This is a genomic window from Alteribacter lacisalsi (assembly GCF_003226345.1).
Classification (GTDB): domain Bacteria; phylum Bacillota; class Bacilli; order Bacillales; family Salisediminibacteriaceae; genus Alteribacter; species Alteribacter lacisalsi.
Map to the genome: position 1 here is coordinate 656,034 of NZ_PDOF01000003.1, position 20,294 is coordinate 676,327.

The window sequence follows — 20,294 nt, forward strand, 5'->3', positions numbered from 1 at the left end:
ATCAACTCTCCTGGTCGGTGGCGTTGCGCAAGTAGTACCCTACACCGCGGCGGGTTACAATCCATGTCGGGTGACTCGGGTTGTCTTCTACTTTTTCACGCAGGCGGCGGACCGTTACGTCAACCGTCCGCACATCTCCGAAGTAATCATAGCCCCACACAGCCTGCAGCAGGTGCTCTCTCGTCATAACCTGGCCGAGGTGCTTGGCAAGGTAATGAACAAGTTCAAACTCACGGTGCGTCAGTTCAATCGGATCTCCCCGTTTCGTCACAAGATAGGCATCCGGCTGCACGAGAAGCGGACCAACCTGAATGTCCTTGGAATCCTGCTCCGGTCCGGATGATTTCTGGTTCCGGCGGAGGTTCGCCTTAACACGTGCTATAAGTTCGCGGGTGCTGAACGGCTTGGTTACATAATCGTCCGCCCCAAGCTCAAGACCGAGCACTTTATCAATTTCCGAGTCTTTTGCCGTAAGCATGATAATCGGCATATCATAGGTCTTCCGGACTTCACGGCACACTTCCATGCCATCCTGGTACGGAAGCATAATATCAAGCAGAATCAGGTCCGGAACGTGCTCCTTCACTTTCTCCACTGCTTCATTGCCGTCATAGGCACAGAACACGTCAAAACCTTCTTTTTCGAGACCAAACTGTAAAATATCTGCAATCGGCTGTTCATCATCCACAACAAGAATTTTCTGTTTTTCCATTCTTCCCACCAGCTTCCACTTTAGAGTCTGCCTATCCTGTTAAATCCGAGTCAACCAATCTATTAGTTCCGGCATTTTTTTATACACGTACCTTCTCCTATTCTATCATAGTTGGAAACGAGTATAAAACAGCATAACAATGGTAATTCAGGCAGTCTGACGTGGATAAAAAAAACCTTCCGCCAGTTACGGCGGAAGAGCGTTTCACTATTTCTCATCCAGGTAATCCATCGGGTCCTTCAGCTCCCCGTCTTCATACACTTCAAAATGCACGTGGACACCGGTAGCCGTTCCTGTTTCACCCATGATGCCGAGTTCGTCACCCCGTGAAACGGAATCACCTTTACTCACACCCATGCTGTCCAGGTGGGCATACACGGTTTCCATACCGCTGCTGTTTTCAATTCTTACCGTGTTGCCATAGCCGTTTTCATACTGTGCTGAAGTTACAGTTCCTCCATGAGCCGCTAAAATTTCATGACTTGAAGGCCGGGCAATATCAATTCCTTTATGATAACTGCCCCACCGCGGGCCCTGATAGCTGGAGATGTAGCCGCCGACAGCAGGCCATTCCAGTTCATCGGCTGCGGGTGCCGTCCCTTCAACCACGATTCGATCTTCCGGCTCCTCGGTCACTTCCTCGTTTATCATGGAGGAATCTGTTATTTCCCCGTTCACCATGACAATCTGCTTTTCCTCGACTCGTTCTCCATCCTCTCCCTGCTGGCTGACTTCTGTGGTGCCCTCCGTCATGGAGCTGTCTGTTTCTGTTTTCGTTTCATATGGGACTGAGGAGACAGTTTTTGTCCGCTTTTCAATTTCAATTTGCATGAATGGCGCAGTCTTTTTCCGGGAGGTCTGCTTCTCTGTATCCTGCATGATCTCCCCTGATGCGTTTCCTTTCAGCTCCTCACCAGTCCACAGTGCTGCATTCTCAGCCGTCTCTCTGTCCTCCATCATACGCTCAGACAGATCCTCTCCCGTGATAATCCTTTCGGGGTCGGCAATCTCTTGACGCGTCTCAATGTCCTGGGAAAACTGCACTCGATCCAGCCTCACCTCTCCCGGCTCAGGACTGGACTCATCGTTCTCCATGTATGCGTCCACTGCTTCCTGCGAAACAAGGGATCCGAGGAGCTCCCGTTTAACGTCTTTTGGCTCAAGTCCGGCATGTGTATAGCCTGCCTTTTCTCCACCTGCAAAAACAGCCGTTGCTTCAGCTTTAATGTCAATCTGCTGCTCAAGGTTATGGAGAGTAACATCATTTCTGGTGCGTACCTGAAATACTCGTTCAGGAATCAGTTCCAGTTCTCCTGATACAACCAGTGTAAGATCTTCGTATTCCTCCGCCGCGGAATCAAGTGTATCCTCCAGTTTCCGTTCCGCCTCTTCCGGGTCATCTGTGAAACCGAGAAGCTCCCCGTCATACATCACATGATAGATTGTTGCGGCGCCCTTTGAACGGTCAGTTTCCAGGCTTTCATCCTGATAGGCACTTACGCCGGTTTCCGCCCCGCGGAACAAAAGGGCTGTGATCACAAGCGCAAACACAAGCGCAGCCCGGCGTTTTCCTGTATTGATAAAATCTTGTTTATTTGTATCTCTCATAAATCCTCCTGATCATTCTTTTTGCTTTATTCCATTCATTCATTAACCTGCTGAAGGTCCGCGGTCATTCTATCATAGGTTGTGTAAAACTGGTATTTTATTAGGAAAAATGTAAACCAAATGTAGTAATAACGGGAAAATTTACTAACCTTTAAGAATTTAAAATGAAGGCTCTGTTAAAGAGTATTGTTGATTGATTTACGCTCAATGTGCTCCTTTTCCGCGGGCACCGCTTCAATCAACTATAAATAAAAATCACAACGGAACTTTAACAGAGCCAAAATAAAAAGACCTCCCCCCGCACGGGCGGGGGGAGGTCTCTCGGTTCAATCCAGCGGAATACCGCCGGACTGAAATGGTTTAATTGATAAGCTGGTAGAGATGTTCAGCGATATCATGACTTACTGCGCTTGTTCCGCCGAAGATCGTGAGACGGTGCACTCCGTTATCGGAGATGTAATCCGCAACACTGTCATGGACGGTGGAGCTGCCTGTAAGCAGGATACCGGTGTTGTGATCTGCTGCCACAACCGCACCGGTTAACGCATCTGCAAAGTCAATACCTGTTGCCACATACATATGAGTCGTATCCGGCTGGAAGTATTCATTCACAGCGGCGTTTGTACCAAAGCGGTTTTCTCCGCTCAGACGGTGAGGATCAGGAAGATCCGCCGCCACGTCGTCGGAAACAACGGTCGTTCCACCGATGACAAGGGTGTCGGAAACGCCCATCGTACCGAGTACGTCTCCTGTTTCTTCAGGAAGTTCACCGCTTCTTGTGAGAAGGATCGGCATACCCGCATTTGCAGCGTGGGACGCAACAGACAGGGCATCAGGGAAGTCCTGGCCGTTCGCAACCACTGCAGTATCTGTGCCTTCCGGAGCAACATGCTCTGCAATGAGAGCTGCTGTTTCGAATCGGGTATCTCCGGCAATACGCTCTACCGTGAGTCCCATACTCTCAAGCGTCTGTTCAACGCCTTCTTCAACGGCGTTCGTTCCACCGAGGATGATGACGTGTTCTGCTCCAAGACGCTCGATTTCAGCTTCGGAAGCTTCATTCAGGCGGTCGTTGTGAGTCAGAAGCATCGGTGCACCGTGCTGATGGGCAAGTGGTGTACCGGCAAGGGCGTCTGCATAATCGTTTCCTCTTACAAGGATGACTGTGTCAGAGGAATCCCAGTTTGACTGACTCACCTGTACCGCCGTTTCGTATCTGTTTTCACCGTAAATACGGTCAATGTCACTGGCAGTCACATAAATTCTGCCATCCGCTTCTGCTGTGGAACGGTTGCCGGCACCGTCAGTGATTTCCACTTCGACGATCGCCCCGTTCACTGACAGATCAGCAGGTACCTGCCATGATCCCTCGTAAACACCTGGCTCAACTTCCGTCATCTCCGCTTTGGAGTCGCTGGAAGAAGAGATCGGAAGTTTAAGCGAGAAGAATGCGTCTCCGCCTTCTGTATCACTTGTAAAGGAAACTTCCACTGTGTCTCCGGCTTTCACATGGAGATCTTCGGATGGTTCAAGATCGTTAATTGCAGGGCCCGTCAGGTCAACGGTAATCGTTACCTGTTCAGTCGTTTCGTTACCTGCAAGGTCCGTTGCCATTACTGTAATTGTATGCTCGCCTTCAGAAAGAACAAGTCCTCTCGTAAACGAACCGTCTTCAGCAACATCTGCTTCTTCTTCATTAACCGTAACAGAGGCAAGGTTGTCATCTGCTGCTTCACCTGTAACCGTTACAGCTTCCGTCCCTGTTACCGCCCCGTCTTCAGGAGACGTGATCGTAAGCTCAGGAGCGTCTGTGTCTTTGATTACTGTGAGTGAAGCCATTCCTGTTTCACCGTCTTCAGTCACGAGTTTCGCTTCAAGCGTGTTCTCGCCTTCCACGAGCTCCACCTGTGCAGAGAAGCTGTGGTCTTCTGTCTCGACAGTATTTACAAGCTCGCCGTTGCGGTAAACTTCAAGCGTACCGTCGAACAGAACCGTTCCGGTTAGTTCATAGACCGCTTCGTTCGTGTAGACTGTGCCTTCTTCATCAAACGAAGGTGCTGTCATAACAGTCACGTGCGCATCCTGTTCGTTATCAATAGAACCGGCATCGTTAACAGCTGTTGCTCTGACGTCATAAGATCCGTCTTCAAGGGTCAGATCAACTGTAAAGCTGCTGCCGTCTGTATCGACTGTTTCTTCGTGTGAACCATCTACATAAATCTCAACCTGATCAGCGTGAACCGCCGTACCTGTAAGGGTAACCTCAGCTTCTGTGCTTGTCACTTCAAGCTCATCCCACTCAGGAGCCTCAGGAAGATCAAGTTCAGCTGATCTCGCCCAATCAACAGCCTGGGCGTAAAGCTGTTTACCATCAGCTGTCCATCCGAAATCCGGGCCGGTCATGTTGTTGGACATGAACGTCGACAGAAGAAGGTGAACATGATTGGCACTTCGGAATTCGTAAGCAACCGAAGCCCCTTTGTCGTCTCCATCAACGACGGCATTTGCAAGTGTGTGACCTGCAAAGTTTTCAAATGTTGCATAGTAGCCGCCTTCAGGATGGATCGTGACAAGGTTTTCTGTATCCAGTCCGTCAAAGATCGGATGCTCCTGGTGGATATCCAGCGCTACTGCACCCTGGTTGTAACCCTGGGCAGCCTGCTGCGGATAGCCCTGAGCCCGCTCAAGAAGCTGAATTGAACCTGTGTCAACGCCCCATGTATCCACAAATACAAGGCTGACTTCGTACTCATCACTCGCATCAAGAAGGGCCTGTACCTGCTCTTCTGTTCCATTCTCGTCATTTACAACAATCACTTCGTAATTGTAAACGTCGTTTACAATACCCCAGTCTCTGCTCTCTGCAGCCATGTCATAGCCTTCAAGGAAGGATGAAACGGTGCTGTTAAGATCGCCGAGTATCGCAATATTGTAGTCGCTCAGAAGGAACGTAAGGTCGATATGCTCGCCTTCTTCAAGAGAGAATTCCTGCGTGACATCAAGGTAGCCTGTCACAGAAACCGTTACTTCGTAGTCACCTGCAAGAAGTTCACTGAACGTGAATTCTCCGCTGCTGTCAGTAACTGTTTCATCCTCAAAGCCGTTGCCGGTCTCCACAATCGTCACGTTCGCACCTTCAATCGGATCTTCTGACGATGTATGAAGCACTTCCCCGCTGACAGAGGCACGGTCAGTTGCTTCCAGGGAGAAGTTCTGCTCAACGCTTTCGCCGAGTTCCTCCACCTCAACTACAGCAGAATCGCTCAGGTAGCCTCTCGCTTCAGCGTGAACCTCATGCTCGCCGAGTCCAATGCCGATTGTGTAATGACCGTTACTGTTGGTTGTTGTTTGAATGTTTTCTTCAGGAACAGATACCGTGGCACCGGAAATCGGCTTGCCGTCTTCATCGGTTACTGTACCCGTAATTTCGCCGAGGCTGGCTGTGATCGCCCAGTCTACAGCGTTAAAGTAAATCTGTTTTGCGTCATCTGTCCAGCGGCTGTTCGGACTGCCATAGCTGCTTGACTGCAGGCTTCCGAGAAGCAGATGGACGTTGTTCGCTGTACGGAAGTCATAAGCAACAGCTTCACCGATGTAGCCTGTCTCATCATTCGTGAGGTTGGCAATCGTGGTGCCGCTGTACTCTTCAAACATACCGTACTGCTGGTTTGATGAGCCGTTGTTTGCAATTTCGATCGTATCGCCTTCACTGAAGCCGGAGAAGATCGGGTGATTCTGGGTCACTTCATAGTTAATGTGGCCAGGAACGAATCCGTTGTGTTCCACGGCCGGGTTGCCGGTGGCATTCGACAGATCCCGGATCGGGTTGGCTGCCCACTGGCTCGTAAAGATGATACTCACATGATTCTCGTCTGCGAGTTCAAGAAACTCATCAAACTGATTCATATCCATTATCGCGTTCGTACGGTGGTTCATAATCGCAAGAGCGTATTCGTCAAGGGAGGCAAACAGTTCTTCAATATTTCCTGTCCACTGTTCGACCTCATAACCGTTATCGTTAAGCATGTCTGCTACCATACCGGTCTGGTTCGACGATCCGATCAGAGCGATTTTCTCGGAAACGGAAAGGGTAACATTCAGTTCTGTGACTTCATTTTCCTCAAAGGTCACTTCCTGCGTATGAGGCGTGTATCCCGGTGCGCTTACACGTGCCTGGAATGTGCCTACAGGAGCCTGAAGCTCGTACTCGCCGTTTTCATCTGTTACAGCCGTAAGTGGTGTTCCTGTAAGGGCAACGGTTGCTCCTTCAATCGGCCCTTCCGTATCCTCAGCTGTAATCTGACCGGTCAGAAGACCTGCGTCCTCAGATGTAAGTTCGAACGTTTCCTCTTTTACTTGACCGTTTACAAATTCCACTTCAAACGTCTGTTCTTCGTGGCCGAACGCGTTTACAGTCAGGTTGTACGTACCTTCAGCAAGTCCGAGGAAGAACGTGCCGTCCTGCTCTGTATCAAACGTGTAGCCTGTTTCTTCAACCGTAATGGAAGCATATACTTCCCGGTCAAAATTATTGACGAGTGATCCGTGCAGTTCACCTGCATAAGCTTCCTCGTTATCAAGGACCCAGAGGAGCGTATTGTTCAGGATGTTCACACGGTTCTCATCCCACTGGCTGTCGTTCATATGGAATCCTGGTCCGATTGTCATGTTGGCAAGAAGGACTTCCACGCTGTTTACGGTACGTCCTTTAAAGCCGACCATGGAACCGACGTCCTCCACATTGGAGTGGGAAAGGTCCACAATTGTTTCACCGGTGTAGTTGTCATACGCATAGTAGTAGTTACTGTTTGTAAGGACTTCGAATTCCTCATCGACCCCTTCAAGGATCGGGTGATCACTGTTCTGTACATGGGCAAAATAGTCTCCGGCAGTATTGCCGCGGTTAATTGTGCCCGGGTCACCAGTATAGTCTGAAAGGTACTCCATGCTTCCCTGTCCGCCGTGCTGGCCAGTCCAGATGATCGGTGTAGCCGTTTTGTCCACTTCTTTCAGGAATTCAATGAATTCGTCTTCTTCCGGTGTGTACGTGTTAAACACGGAATTGGCAAAGACGATATCCACCTCTTCAAAACGTTCGGCATCATCAGTGTAGAATACCTCTTCCACGATCCAGCCTCTTGGCTCGAGGTAATCCTCAAGAGAAGCCTGGCTTGAGAGGAAAGCATCCCCGATTACACCGACTGTTGGAGAAGGTTTCATTTCCACTGTAATTTCCGTTGTTTCCTCAGCCTCAATCACGACTTCGAATTCTTCAATTACGTAGCCGTCAGCTTCGACAACAATGTCGTATGTTCCCGGCATCAGTCTTTCAATCTCAAACATTCCGGAAGCATCTGTTACGGCTTCACGAGGCTCTCCGACAACATCCACATGAGCCCCTGGAATAGCAGATTCAAGCGTCTGTTCTTCGAAAACCTGACCTTCAAGACTTCCGACCGCATCATCTACATCAAGTGTGATGGAGAACGGCTCAAGTGAAGAATCAAGCTCGACTTCAATTGTTTTCGTGTCGTAGCCAAACGACTCAATCGTGAGGGTGTACGTACCGTCTTCTGCTGCAATCATGAAAGAGCCTGTTTCAGGATCTGTCCATGTGCTCTGTCCTGTTTCCTCAAGTTCGGCACGTGCGTAAAGCGGATTGCCGTCCTCATCCATTACAGTCGCATCGATCGTGTTGTACGTCTCATATGCGGACCAGAGAAGGGCATCAATAAACATCTGTCTGCCTGCTTCTGTGTAGTCATTGGCGTTATGGTTAAAGGATAAACCGTGTCCGCCCATGATCAGTTCAACGCTGTTGCCGGTACGAGGGAGGTAGGCAACCCCTGTTCCAAGAACGTCATCGTCCCCGTCAAACTTCAGATCTCCAAGCGTCATGCCTGTATAGCCGTCAAATACACCTACCCGGCTTCTGTCCGGATTCAGGATTTCAATGACATCCCCTTCTTCGGCAGAACCGAATACCGGGTGTTCCTGACTGACCACGTATGCAGCAGAGCTGGATGTGGTCTGGTGTCTTTCACGTGTTTCAGGGTCACCGAGGAAATCAACAAAGCGCTGAAGTCCCGCGTTGCCTATACTGAAGTCGTCTCCGACAACAATACTTACCTGATTTTCATCCAGTTCTTCCTGGAGCTGTTCAAGCTGTCCGGCATTGGTACCTGTTCCGGACTGGTTAAAGAAGACAACGTCATAGCTTTCCGTGTTACCCAGAATCGCATTAACGTTCGTGTAGTTATCAGCCTCAATACCCACTTCGTTCAGGATTAATCTGAGATTCGAAGAGGAAATCGAGTAATCTCCGATAATCGCCACGTCCGGTGATGGATACATCTGGACATCAAGCTCAATCGGCTCGCCTCTTACATCAACCACTTCGGTATGGGTAACGTAATCCCGAACCGAGTACTCGAGCGTATAAATATCCTCACCGAGGCCTGCAAATTCGTAATAGCCGTTAATATTCGCCACTTCTTCTCGGACGAGTTCGCCGTCTTCATCAAGAAGCTCAATTTCAACGTAAGGAACTGCGTCACCTGTAACGTAATTGGTGATTTCACCAAAAACAGATCCGCCTTCGGAAACGTCAAACTGAACATCTAGTTCAAACGGACCTCCGTGCTCAAATGTCACTTCTTCTTCAAGTGTCGTAAATCCACTCTTGCGGAAGGACACTTCAAATGTTCCTTCATCATGGAACAGACTGAATTCACCTGTTTCAGGGTCAGATTTGGTGGACACACCTGTGTCACCAACTTCAATATTCACTTCCAGCGGTTCACCGTCAGCATCAGTCGCTGTACCGTAAAGCTGGCCGAATTCAACATCTCCTGTCAGGTAATCCATCGTGTTCAGAAGGATCTGGTGCTTCGGCTGCAGCCAGTTGTTGTAAGGAGACGTCCATGGTGATGCCGCATGACTCCCGAGAAGGACATGGGCACTGTCTTCACTTACCCCTTTGTAGGCTACACCACTTCCCACATACCCCGTACGGTCACTTCCAACTGTGGCAAGGTGACGTCCGGAATACTGAGTAAACCAGGCAAAGTCGCTTCCGGAATCAAAAGCGAGTCGTTCACCCACAGGCAGTCCGCCTGTAATCGGATGCTCCTGGTCGATGCGAATGTCAATGGAACGGGCCATGTATTCATGCGCGATATTACCAGGGTCTCCGTAGAAATTAACGAGGTGTCTGATCGATCCGTAGCTGATTGCCCATGTATCTGCAAACACGACATTTACGTCATGTTCGTTTGCTGCGTCAAGCAGAGCTGTGAATTCCTCTTCACTCGGCTGCCATCCGCCGGAGCCGTAGGCACCGTTCAGATAAAGAGCTTCATAGTTTTCCAGATCGTCAACAATATCCCAGTCTCTTTCTTCCGAAGGGTAGTCGTTGGCGTTGAGGAAACGGGTTATTTCCCCGTCATAGTCGTTCAGCACCGCGATATCAATCGGTGTCATCCCGACTGAAACTTCAAGGTGCTCCCCTGCCTGAACCTGTACAGTCTGGACAGTGTCCAGATAGCCGCCGTAGGAAACCTGAAGTTCATAGGTCCCTTCATATACATCACCGAGATTAAACGAACCGTCGGTACCGGTCACGTCTTCTTCCGGTGTATCAAGCAGTTCAACCGAAACCCCTTCAAGCGGTTCTTCGGTCTGTTCGTCTGTTACTGTACCGGAAACGGTTCCGGTTGAAGCATCACCGAGTGTGTAATGCCTTTCTTTCACAACACCCGGGCTGAACGTAATTTCTTCTGAAACCTGCTTTAAACCGTAACTTGCCACTCTCACATGATACGTACCAGGCAGTGCCTGAAGCTCAAAGTGGCCGTTCTCGTCAGCTGTTACAGAGTAGTCCGTTCCAACGAGGGTGACTTTCCCTTCCACAGGGTTTCCGTCAGCATCCTCGATCGTACCTAGCAGTGTACCGCGTGATTCAAAGCTTGTCACACCGCTCTGATGACCGACGATGACCTGTCCTTCCGTTACCGCCACGCCTGAATAGCTTGAATCAGGGAGCGAGTACTGGTAAAGATGATTCCCTGTCTGGGCATCCAGCACATGGAGGGCACGAGCGCTGTCTGTTACGAGGAGCTGACCGTTTCCGGTTACAGCACCGTTGTTGAACATGGTGTTGATATAATCATTCTCCCAAACAAGTTCTCCCGTGCTGCGGTCGAATCCTTTAAGAGTAGGGTTTGAAGCTGAACCTGCGATTACCACGTCACCGTAGACGATTGGTGAAACGGCCTGGGTATCCCCGATTCCGCCTGTGCTCCAAAGTTCCTCTCCTGTTTCGTTGTCAATGGCCCAAAGTGTTCCTGTATCCCGTCCGAAATCTGCACTGAAGGCGTACACGACACCATCAACGTAGACACTCTGGGAAGCAAATCCTTCCTGGGTCCCAGTCGCAAACGTCCAGTTTACCGAACCGTCGACCGGAGAAAGAGATTTGAGTTCTCTTCCTTCATACAGACCGATCAACAGATTGTTACTGCCGTAGGTGGCACCAAATGCCGCCCCGTCACCGACAACCGTATCCCAAAGTTTATCGCCTGTTGCTGCATCAAGGGCAGTGAGTTTGGCATCATTATTCCATTGTGCCGAAACGTAAACTGTACCGTCCTTGTATACCGGTGTCTCGTAAACAGCAGGAGTATCAAGCTGCGTGGACCAGTCAATCAGACCTGAATCCAGATCGATAGCATAGATATTTCTGTTGGAACCGCCCGCTGCATACACTGTTCCATTATGGATCGTAGGTGTCGAACGGTTGGTGTTTCCGGTGCTCACAGACCAGTTTTCCTCACCGGTATGGGCATCCACACTGATGATATACCCACGGTCTGTTGTAAAGACAACCGCATCGTCTGCAACTGACGGGCTGTTGAACAGAAGTGCGCCAGGGGAGTCAAAATTCCATCCCTGATCCAGCTGTCCGCCATCAATATCCGCATTCGTTACAGCATTACGCTGCGGGTTGTTGTTTCCTGTCGGCCACTCATCAGAAGCTGATACTGCGAGTTCCTGAAGGTGTAACTCGACGTTCTGGTCACTAGCAAGGTTTACCGTAAATGTCTCTGCTTTGAATCCGGCAGCTGATACGAGAAGCTCGTACTCGTCTTCAGGCAGATTCGTAAGAGAAAATTCTCCGTTTTCATTTGTTCTCACCGGACTGACCGGTGTATCAAGTACCCTTACATAGGCGTATTCCACTGGATCATTCGACCCTTCCTGAAGAACCGTTCCGGTTAAGTCATAAACGTCTGATTCTTCAAGCACCCATGTAAAACTCTTATGCTCGTCCTGTTCAATCGTAAAAGTGACTTCAAGATCTTCATATCCGAACGAAGATACAGTGGCATCATGTGTACCTTCACGGATACTGAATGAAAACTCTCCGTCTTCATCCACATCAAGATTAAAGTTCTGTGCAGGAATTGAAATGGTACCTGGGATCGGGTTTCCGTCTATGTTTTCAAGCTCTCCGGAAATGTGACCGGCAAAAGCCGCTTCCGTTACAGCCTGATAAACATTGGCAATTCCGTACCCATAGTCCATATTCGGCAGACTGCCCATATGGCTTTCACCCCGTGCCGTACGCTCAAGCAGATCTTTCACTTCAGCAATCGACAGATCCGGATTTGCCTGAAGGACAAGGGCAATAATACCGGCAATATGAGGAGATGCCATGGACGTTCCGCTGATGGTGTTATAGCCGCCGTCCGGCCAGGCAGAATAAATCTGATGACCCGGTGCGGAAATTTCCGGCTTTAAGTACTGCTGGGAGTTTCCGTCTTCATCATCCCAGAATACCGGTCCCCGGCTTGAGAAGGAGGCAATCTGGTCGTTTATGTCCGTTGCCCCGACTGCATAGGAGTCCGGAAAACTTGCAGGTGAACCAATTGTCTGTGCACCCGGCCCTTCGTTACCTGCTGAAAACAGCGGGAAGATCCCGGCTGCTACCCAGGCCTGTACACCTTCGTAAAATTCAGTATTGTACGTATTGGCATTTCCCCATGAGTTGTTGACAACATGAGGCGCTTTTTCCGGATCTCCGCCAGGTGCGAGGAACCATTCAAACGCTTCATGAATACCTGAAGTTGTCGCGCTTCCGCCATCTGTAAAGATTTTGGCAGCGATCCACTCCGCTTCAGGGGCAACCCCGATCGGCTCTCCGCCTCCGCCGCCGACAGCTGTACCAGCAACGTGGGTCCCGTGGCCGTGGCCGTCTGCAGGCTCTGAGTAACCTTGTCCTGAAACATCAATCCATGAATACTGATGCTCTCCGTCGTTTCCACGGTAGTTATGGCTCAGGGCTTCGTGTTCCATCGCCACCCCTGTATCCATAATCCCGACAACGGTGCCTTGCCCTTTGATACCATATTCACCCCAGACCTGCGGTGCGAAGACTTTTTCAAGTCCCCATTCCGGCAGTCTCGGCGGTGCGTCATGAATGTCCACATCCGGGACGTCAATTTCCCGGTCGAGCGTAATGCGCTCAATATCTTCCCGCTCTGCCAGGTAATCGAGAGCTTCACCCGAAATGGTGGCTGACATTCCATTAAACACCCAGTAGCTCTGGATATTTTGAATCAGTCCTTCCTCTTCAAGAGGCTCAAGCTCATTAAGGAGCGTCTGCTGAGAGCTTTCGGCTACTGTCTGAAGTTCACTTACAACGCTTCCGACCCGGCTGCCGTGCAGGTCAATTCCCTGTGCCTGCTCGTAAAGCTCATCGTAATCAGCCTGTTCAGCCATACGGATGATCACATCAACCGTACCTTCTTCATCAAGAATATCTGCCACCTCGGCTTCCAGTTTCCCGTTTAGGAGGAAATCACCGGATGGTTTCGTCTCATCAAGATCGATCCCAAGTCCATCGAGCAGATGAGGAAGCCCTTCTGAACTTTCTTGATTGGTATTATGTTCCCTGTCAAATGATGCGGCATCCTGTTCCCGCTCTTTTTCAAGCTGCAGATCCTCTTCCAGACTGTTAGACTCGAAATCATTAAAGTCCGGTTCAGCCGCGTTTCCCATTCCTGGAGCCGCTAAGCTGAATAACAGCAGAAAAGCCATCACAACGGAAAAAGACTGCCGGGTTTTCCGTTTCCTGAAATACTTCAAGTTTCTCTCCACCCCCACAATTTTTCAAACCTGATCAACCCGTAAACGTTCTGACCCTGTCACCCCCTTAAAGTAATGAAAAATAAACGTATAAAAGCATAAGGCAGCAGCCCGGGAAGACCCTTCTTCCCGGACTTTTGCCTTCAGACTCTACTGAATCGCTTCTCTTAGATCCTGTTCAATGGCTTCATCAATCACGTTCGTTCCGCCGAAGAGGGTAAGCAATTTTACTTCCTCAGCAGTGATGTACCCTTGTGTCACATCACGGAGAGCGGAGCCGACAAGGATGACACCGGAATTGTTTCTGGCAGCCAGCGCCGCGCCTGTCAGGGCATCGGCAAAGTCTGTTCCGGTTGCCACATACATGTGGTCAGTATCAAAAGAGAAATGTTCAAGAACAGCAATATTCGTGTAGAAACGCGTGCTGCCTCCGAGGCGCTGAGCATCTGGGAGTGCCGCTTTTACCTGATCAGTAATCACGGTATCTCCGCCGATGACGAGCGTTTCCTCTACCCCGAGATTTACCAGGGCCTCCTCTGTTGCCTCAGGAAGGCTGTCAGCCCGGGTCAGAAGAATCGGCATTCCTTCTGCTGCTGCATTTGGCGCAGCACTCAGAGCGTCGGCAAAGTCATTGCCCCGCACGATAACCGCAGCTTCATGACCGTCCGGCGCGACACGTTCTGCAATTTCTTTCGCAGTTTCATAGCGTGTGGTCCCGGCTACTCTGTCAATTTGGAGCGTGCTGTCCACTTCCAGCAGGTCTGCGACTACTTCTTCCCCTACTGCATTCGTACCGCCGAGAATAACCACTTTTTCAGGGGTAAGTCTTGCAATTTCATCTGCAATCTCGTCCCCGAGACGATCAGATCTGGTCAGCAGTACAGGTGCTTCATAATGATAGGCAAGAGGTACACCTGCAAGGGCATCGGCAAAATCGTCCCCTCTCGCAAGAACAACCACATCCGCTGCGTCCCAGCCTTTCTGGCTGATTTCAACTGCTGTAAAGAAGCGGTGGTCACCGGCGAGACGGGTAACAAAGTCTTCGACAACCGTTACCTGGCCAGGTACTTCTGCTGACGCTTCGTTCCCGGCTGCATTTTCAAATGTGACCTGCAGCGTAAATGTGCCGTAACCAGCTGATTCCGGTACGCTCCAGTCAATCTCATATACGCCTGGAGCTGATTCATTCATTGTCTTTTCCTGCTGATGCTCACCTGACTCATCGAAAACGTGAAGCACAGCTTCTCCGCCTTCGTCAGATTCAAACGATACATGGACAGCCTGTCCCGGCTGGACGTACTGCATCGTCTCAGGAAGAATGTTCGTTAGTTCAGGCGCTTCCGTATCAAGCGTCACGGTGCGCGCTTTATCTGTCACGTTTCCTGCCAGATCAACAGCTGTAACAGTAATCGTGTTTTCTCCCTCAGTAAGCGTCACAACCGTTTCAAAGCTCCCGTCTTCATCAGCCGTGACATCTGTTCCGTTTACTTGAAGCTGATCAGGATTGTCATCTGTGACAACACCGGATACCGTAAGCTCCGGATTATTCGTAACCAGTCCTTCTAATGGAGAAGACAGTGTGAGTTCAGGCGCTTCCGTATCTTTCACCACTGTAACCGGTGCAGATGGATCGGATGTGTCACCATCTCTCATGCCGCTGGCTGTGAGCACGTTTTCTCCCTCTGCCAGTTCAACAGCAGCTTCAAAGGTAAGTTCCTCATCAGCAGATACGGTAACGGCTTCTTCCCCGTTGTTATAGATGACGACGTCACTGTCACTGTCTACGTAACCGGATACAGTGACCTGATTTTCATTTGTGTACGTCCCGTCCTCAGGTCCTGTAAGCACAGGTGTTGGAATCGGTGTGTCTTCTTCCGGCTCGGATACATGACTGCGGATCATGTAATTGCCGTCTGACTCCGGCAGGTGAGTGAATTCACCGGACGGATTTACCTGATAGGAGCGGTTAAACTGCTCGCCTTCCATATCCACACCAATACCTGGGACATTCGGATAAGCAGCTGTCTGAACAATAACCACATAGAAGTCTTCTTCTGTTTCATAGTTCAGTTCTTCGAGACTGACAAAATTCCATTCGCCACGGTCCCCTGTGACAGGTCCGTATTCCACGGCCAAGTCTCCGGGCTGGCCGTCTTCATCGGTCTCGTAAATGGCGACACCAAATTCATTCCCGCCGGGAATCGGCCATCTTTCATCAAACAGGTAAACACTGATGCCGTTAAGCAGAATGTCATCATCAGGTGACATGCGTACGCCGGCACCAAAGCCGTTTTCATAGTACGCACGGGCATTTTCTGCCACTCCGTCATCATAAGCAAGGGCAGATCCCGGGAACGGAACGAGCTCAATATGAAGTTCTGTTACCGTATCGCTCTCCACTTCTGCTTCGACGACCTGGGAATAGTAGTTTCCTTTTGCCAGACGAATCTCGTAATCTCCGATCAGGACATCGGGAAGATGAAATTCTCCTGATTCAGTAGTCGAAACTGCGTCATAACGGGACTCGTTGAGGATTTCAACGTGCACACCTTCAACCGGATCCTGCGTAATGGCATTTACAACCGTGCCTTCGATATCCCCGCGCGGGACTTCTTCAAGCAGGAAGTTGATTTCTTTCATTTCCTCTTCTTCAAGAGTGAAGGATGCTTCCTGGGAGTAGTAGCCGAATGCTTCCACTTTCAGCGTATACTCTTCTCCTTCAGGGGTCGGGCCATGGACAATTCGGTAGCTGCCGTCCTCAAGACTGGCCCGGGCGCTCCGTCCCGTTTCCACTACCGTTACCACGGCGTTCAAAGGAAGACCTTCGTAGGTTTCATTTGCTGTTTCCGATCCGCCGTATGTCTTAACGCCGTATTCTGCTGTGCCGCCTGCAGTCTGTGCTGAAAGGGCAGAAACTCCGGCTCCGGATTCGGTTATTGCGATGTGGTCGATATGCCAGCCGGCATGCTTGCTGTAATTTTCATTATCATCGGATTCGAAATGAAATTTTACAAAGAGCTGTTCCTCTGTGCCTGCATACGGTTCAAGATCTAATTGAGCTGTATGCCACGTACGGTCTCTCCCTGAAAACTCCTCGGCAGTCTCCCATTCTTCCCCGCCGTCCTGGGATACCAGAACCCGTCCGAAGTCATAATTGAACTGCGTATCAAAGTAATGCCCGAATTCAAATGTGCCCCCATCTGCATTTCTCATATCAATCGGAGGCAGTGTGAAATCACTCAGAGAACCGTAGGAATAATCATCGTCAATGACCGTCGCCACATAACGGTCCCCTTCCTGAGGCTGAGGGTTTCTCTGCGGTTCGCCCCATTCCCAGTCTCCATTCATGCGGAAGCCTTCAGGCATGGAGGAAAAATCAGTGAAGAAGTTGTCCGATGGTTCAAGACCGTAGGACACTTCCACCTCGTATACAGAGGTTTCGGTCTCATTGCCACTGAAGTCCGCTGCGTGAATGCTGTATTCAAACGAACCTTCTGTCAAATAGGATTCAGGGACGTCAACCTCATACGTGCCGGAGGTAAAGTCTCCTGATGTTCTGTTCATTTCCACGCTTTCAAACGCTTCCTCACCTGTATGGCGGATCTGAAGCTCTACGTTAACAACAGAAACGTTGTCGGAAACATCTGCTTCAAGTTCCATCGAAAGCCCTTCGTATCCGAACTCTGCCGGTACGTGAGAGATTTCAGGTGATTCATCGTCTGTTCCTTCCTTCAAAACGGTCCCTTCAATTCCACCCATCCCCTGCGCAATCGTGGCGACAGACTCATAGGCATTTACAAGACCGACACCGTAGCCGTCATTCGGCACTTCCCTGTACTGGGGATCAGTTAACGGTGTAGCGGTGTCATTAATCAGTCCCTCCACTTCATCGACAGTAAGGGAAGGATCCACTGATAAAAGAAGGGCTGCCGTCCCGGCTACGTGCGGGGCAGCCATGGACGTGCCGTTCCAGCCGCCTTCATAGCCGCCCGGTACAGCGGACCGGATATTGACTCCCGGTGCTGAAACGTTCGGTTTTAAATCATCGTTATATGGACTTGGTCCACGGCTTGAAAAGCTCGCGACCTGTTTGTTGATATCCGTCGCTGCTACCGCGTAGCTTTCCGGGTAGTTGGACGGAGGTGTAACGGTTCCGCTTCCTGGACCGGAGTTACCTGCAGAAAAGACAGGAATTTGTCCTGCGTCACGCCAGGCCTGTACAATACTGCGGTACCAGTCATCCCGGCCAGGCTGACCGCCCCAGGAATTCTGGACAATGTCTGGTGCAAGTGCAGGATTTCCGTCAGGCGCCAGCATATACTCACCAGCAGCAATCAGCCAGGCAGCCTGCCCGCCCTGAGGTGTAAATGCTTTTGCTGCAATCCATTCGGCCCCAGGTGCAACCCCGATTTTATTTTCCCCGGCCGGATCCTGTCCGAGAACCGTTCCCATTACGTGTGAGCCATGGGGAAAAGAAGGTTCATCATAAGGCATCGCCTCTCCGTAAACCGCGTCAAACCAGTTCCCCTGAGGATTTGGGTTTGATGGGTCAGCCGGATCAAAACCGCGCCATTGATCGCGGAGGGCTTCATGATCCCATACGATACCTGTATCAATCATGCCAATGACGACACCGTTCCCATCGATGCCGAACTCATTCCATACATCCGGCGCTCCGATCTGATCAATTCCCCATTCTACTGAATCGTCAGATGCTGTTGCCGCCATTGATGGATCAATCTCAGGCCAGTCCATTTCAATCCAGGCATTCAGAGTAATCGATCCGATTTCATCTCTGGAAGCCAGCTGATCAAGGGCCTCTTTCGACACAGTGGCAGAGACCATATTTACGATATAAAAGCTTTCGTACTCAGTTACCTGTCCTGCATTCTTTAAATCTTCCAGTTCAGCGAGCAGCCCCTGCTGGGTCTGTTCAGCCGTGGACTGAAGTGTTTCCACTACAGCGTAGCGGGCTGTCATCCGCTGTTCATACTTCGTAGCATTTTTATCCAGGCTTTGAACTGCCTGACTTGCTGCCACGCCTGTGTCCACTCTGTCTCTCATCTCAATAAGGACGTCAACCTTTCCCCCGCCGCTCAGCAGTTCTTCAAGCTGCGGATCCATTTCAAGGTCGCCGCTCATTGTTTTAATACTGCTGTCAGTTATGTAAGAGCTCCCCATTGCCGACGATCCAAACGACGTCAGCATCATACTGAATACGAGCAGAAATACTAAACTGCTGTTCAGCCACTTTCTCTTTCTCATCTTTTCACTCCTCGTTTATTAAATTTTTATCGTTTTGTGTCAAACCTCCTTCAAATATTACAGGTTTATAATATTCTGAAAACAATGATAACAAACTTTTACACATTTTTGCTGTTACTTTTAGAAATTTTTGAAAATTGGGTCTAATAGACAAAGACAATGTCACTAATTTTGTAAAAATTTATCATTTCACTGCTCATATTAGGTGAAATGCATCAAAGTCCCATGACTTTCGACACCCATGTTCTTTGGAACATTAAACTGTTAATGAAATTAAATTCAGTTAGCCTGAAATTTTTGTCTAACTGTTGGAACAATAAAGGAATAAAATGTTATTTTTTGAAAATATGTGAGGGTTTTGTAATATGATTGAAATAGAGCACGGATCCTGCCGGGGAATGGTGTAGTTGCTGGAGGAGTTTTACGATTTTGAAAATGCTTATTGCCGGTGCAGAAAAAAAAAGAAAACCTGCTCCCATAAGGGAACAGGCTTGAATTATGTATGTGGTGCTGGCCAGAGGACTTGAACCCCCAACCTACTGATTACAAGTCAGTTGCTCTACCAATTGAGCTAGGCCAGCATATAAAAATGGTGGCTCGAGACGGAATCGAACCGCCGACACGAGGATTTTCAGTCCTCTGCTCTACCGACTGAGCTATCGAGCCACACTGGCGGTCCCGACCGGGGTCGAACCGGCGATCTCCTGCGTGACAGGCAGGCATGTTAACCGCTACACCACGGGACCAGTAATTTATGTAATTAACACTCTATTAATCGAGGCCTGTCTGCTTTTTCGCAAAAAAAATACGCAGGCGCTTCGTGTTAAGTTAAATGGTTGCGGGAGGAGGATTTGAACCTCCGACCTTTGGGTTATGAGCCCAACGAGCTACCAGACTGCTCCATCCCGCGCCGTTAAAATCAATGTGCTTCGTTTAACTGATTACCTTTACAGTATGTGAAGCAACAAAATTAATTATACCCCATATTTCCTGTTAATGCAACAAGAAATATTATTGGTGACCCGTACGGGATTCGAACCCGTGTTACCGCCGTGAAAGGGCGGTGTCTTAACCACTTGACCAACGGGCCAGTAAGATGAAAATGGTGAGCCATGAAGGACTCGAACCTTCGACCCTCTGATTAAAAGTCAGATGCTCTACCAACTGAGCTAATGGCTCATCTCTTGGCGACAAGATTTATAATATCACCATTAAAAAGTGATTGCAACAGTTTTAAGAAAACTTTTTTTATGTTTTTTCAGGTTCCCTGCTGCCCTTACTTACAATAACGGAACCTTAAAAGAAAAGCAAGATGAATTTGTGATTACCTGAACGTATCAGGTAACGTTCAGTTACCCGCAACGGTCAGTATTTAATCGTTTATTTTCAGGCTCTGTTAAATGCTATTGTCGATTTCCGCTCCCTGCGCTCCCTTTCCGCGGGCACCGCTTCAGCCTCCTCGGGAAGAGCGCCCTGAGGGGTCTTCAGCCGGCGCTGTTCCCACAGGAGTGTCGCGCGTTCGCTTCAATCAACGATAGAAATAACAACATTAGCTTTAACA

4 protein-coding genes and 6 tRNA genes are annotated in these 20,294 nt (G+C 49.6%); all 10 read right to left on the bottom strand.

What is annotated here, in order from left to right; all coding sequences use genetic code 11:
• Position 1: 1 nt before the first annotated feature.
• Positions 2-712: a response regulator YycF gene (gene yycF / locus CR205_RS17915; protein WP_110521504.1), complete on the bottom strand. Its 711-nt coding sequence runs from the start codon at positions 710-712 to the stop codon at positions 2-4.
• A gap of 207 nt (positions 713-919) precedes the next feature.
• Complete coding sequence (locus tag CR205_RS17920; protein ID WP_110521505.1) at positions 920-2,320, bottom strand: peptidoglycan DD-metalloendopeptidase family protein; 1,401 nt, start codon at positions 2,318-2,320, stop codon at positions 920-922.
• 360 nt (positions 2,321-2,680) lie between these two features.
• A complete protein-coding gene (locus tag CR205_RS17925) occupies positions 2,681-13,468 on the bottom strand; it encodes a carboxypeptidase regulatory-like domain-containing protein (RefSeq protein WP_110521506.1) in 10,788 nt (3,595 codons plus the stop codon).
• Between the two features lie 150 nt (positions 13,469-13,618).
• Positions 13,619-18,733, bottom strand: a complete 5,115-nt coding sequence (locus CR205_RS17930) for a S8 family serine peptidase (protein WP_110521507.1) — start codon at positions 18,731-18,733, stop codon at positions 13,619-13,621.
• 505 nt (positions 18,734-19,238) lie between these two features.
• Positions 19,239-19,314, bottom strand: a tRNA-Thr gene (locus tag CR205_RS17935).
• Between the two features lie 9 nt (positions 19,315-19,323).
• Positions 19,324-19,399, bottom strand: a tRNA-Phe gene (locus tag CR205_RS17940).
• A gap of 4 nt (positions 19,400-19,403) precedes the next feature.
• Positions 19,404-19,479 (bottom strand) — tRNA-Asp (locus CR205_RS17945).
• A gap of 87 nt (positions 19,480-19,566) precedes the next feature.
• Positions 19,567-19,643 (bottom strand) — tRNA-Met (locus tag CR205_RS17950).
• Between the two features lie 105 nt (positions 19,644-19,748).
• Positions 19,749-19,823, bottom strand: a tRNA-Glu gene (locus CR205_RS17955).
• Positions 19,824-19,836: 13 nt separating this feature from the next.
• Positions 19,837-19,912: transfer RNA gene (locus CR205_RS17960), tRNA-Lys, on the bottom strand.
• Positions 19,913-20,294 lie beyond the last annotated feature (382 nt).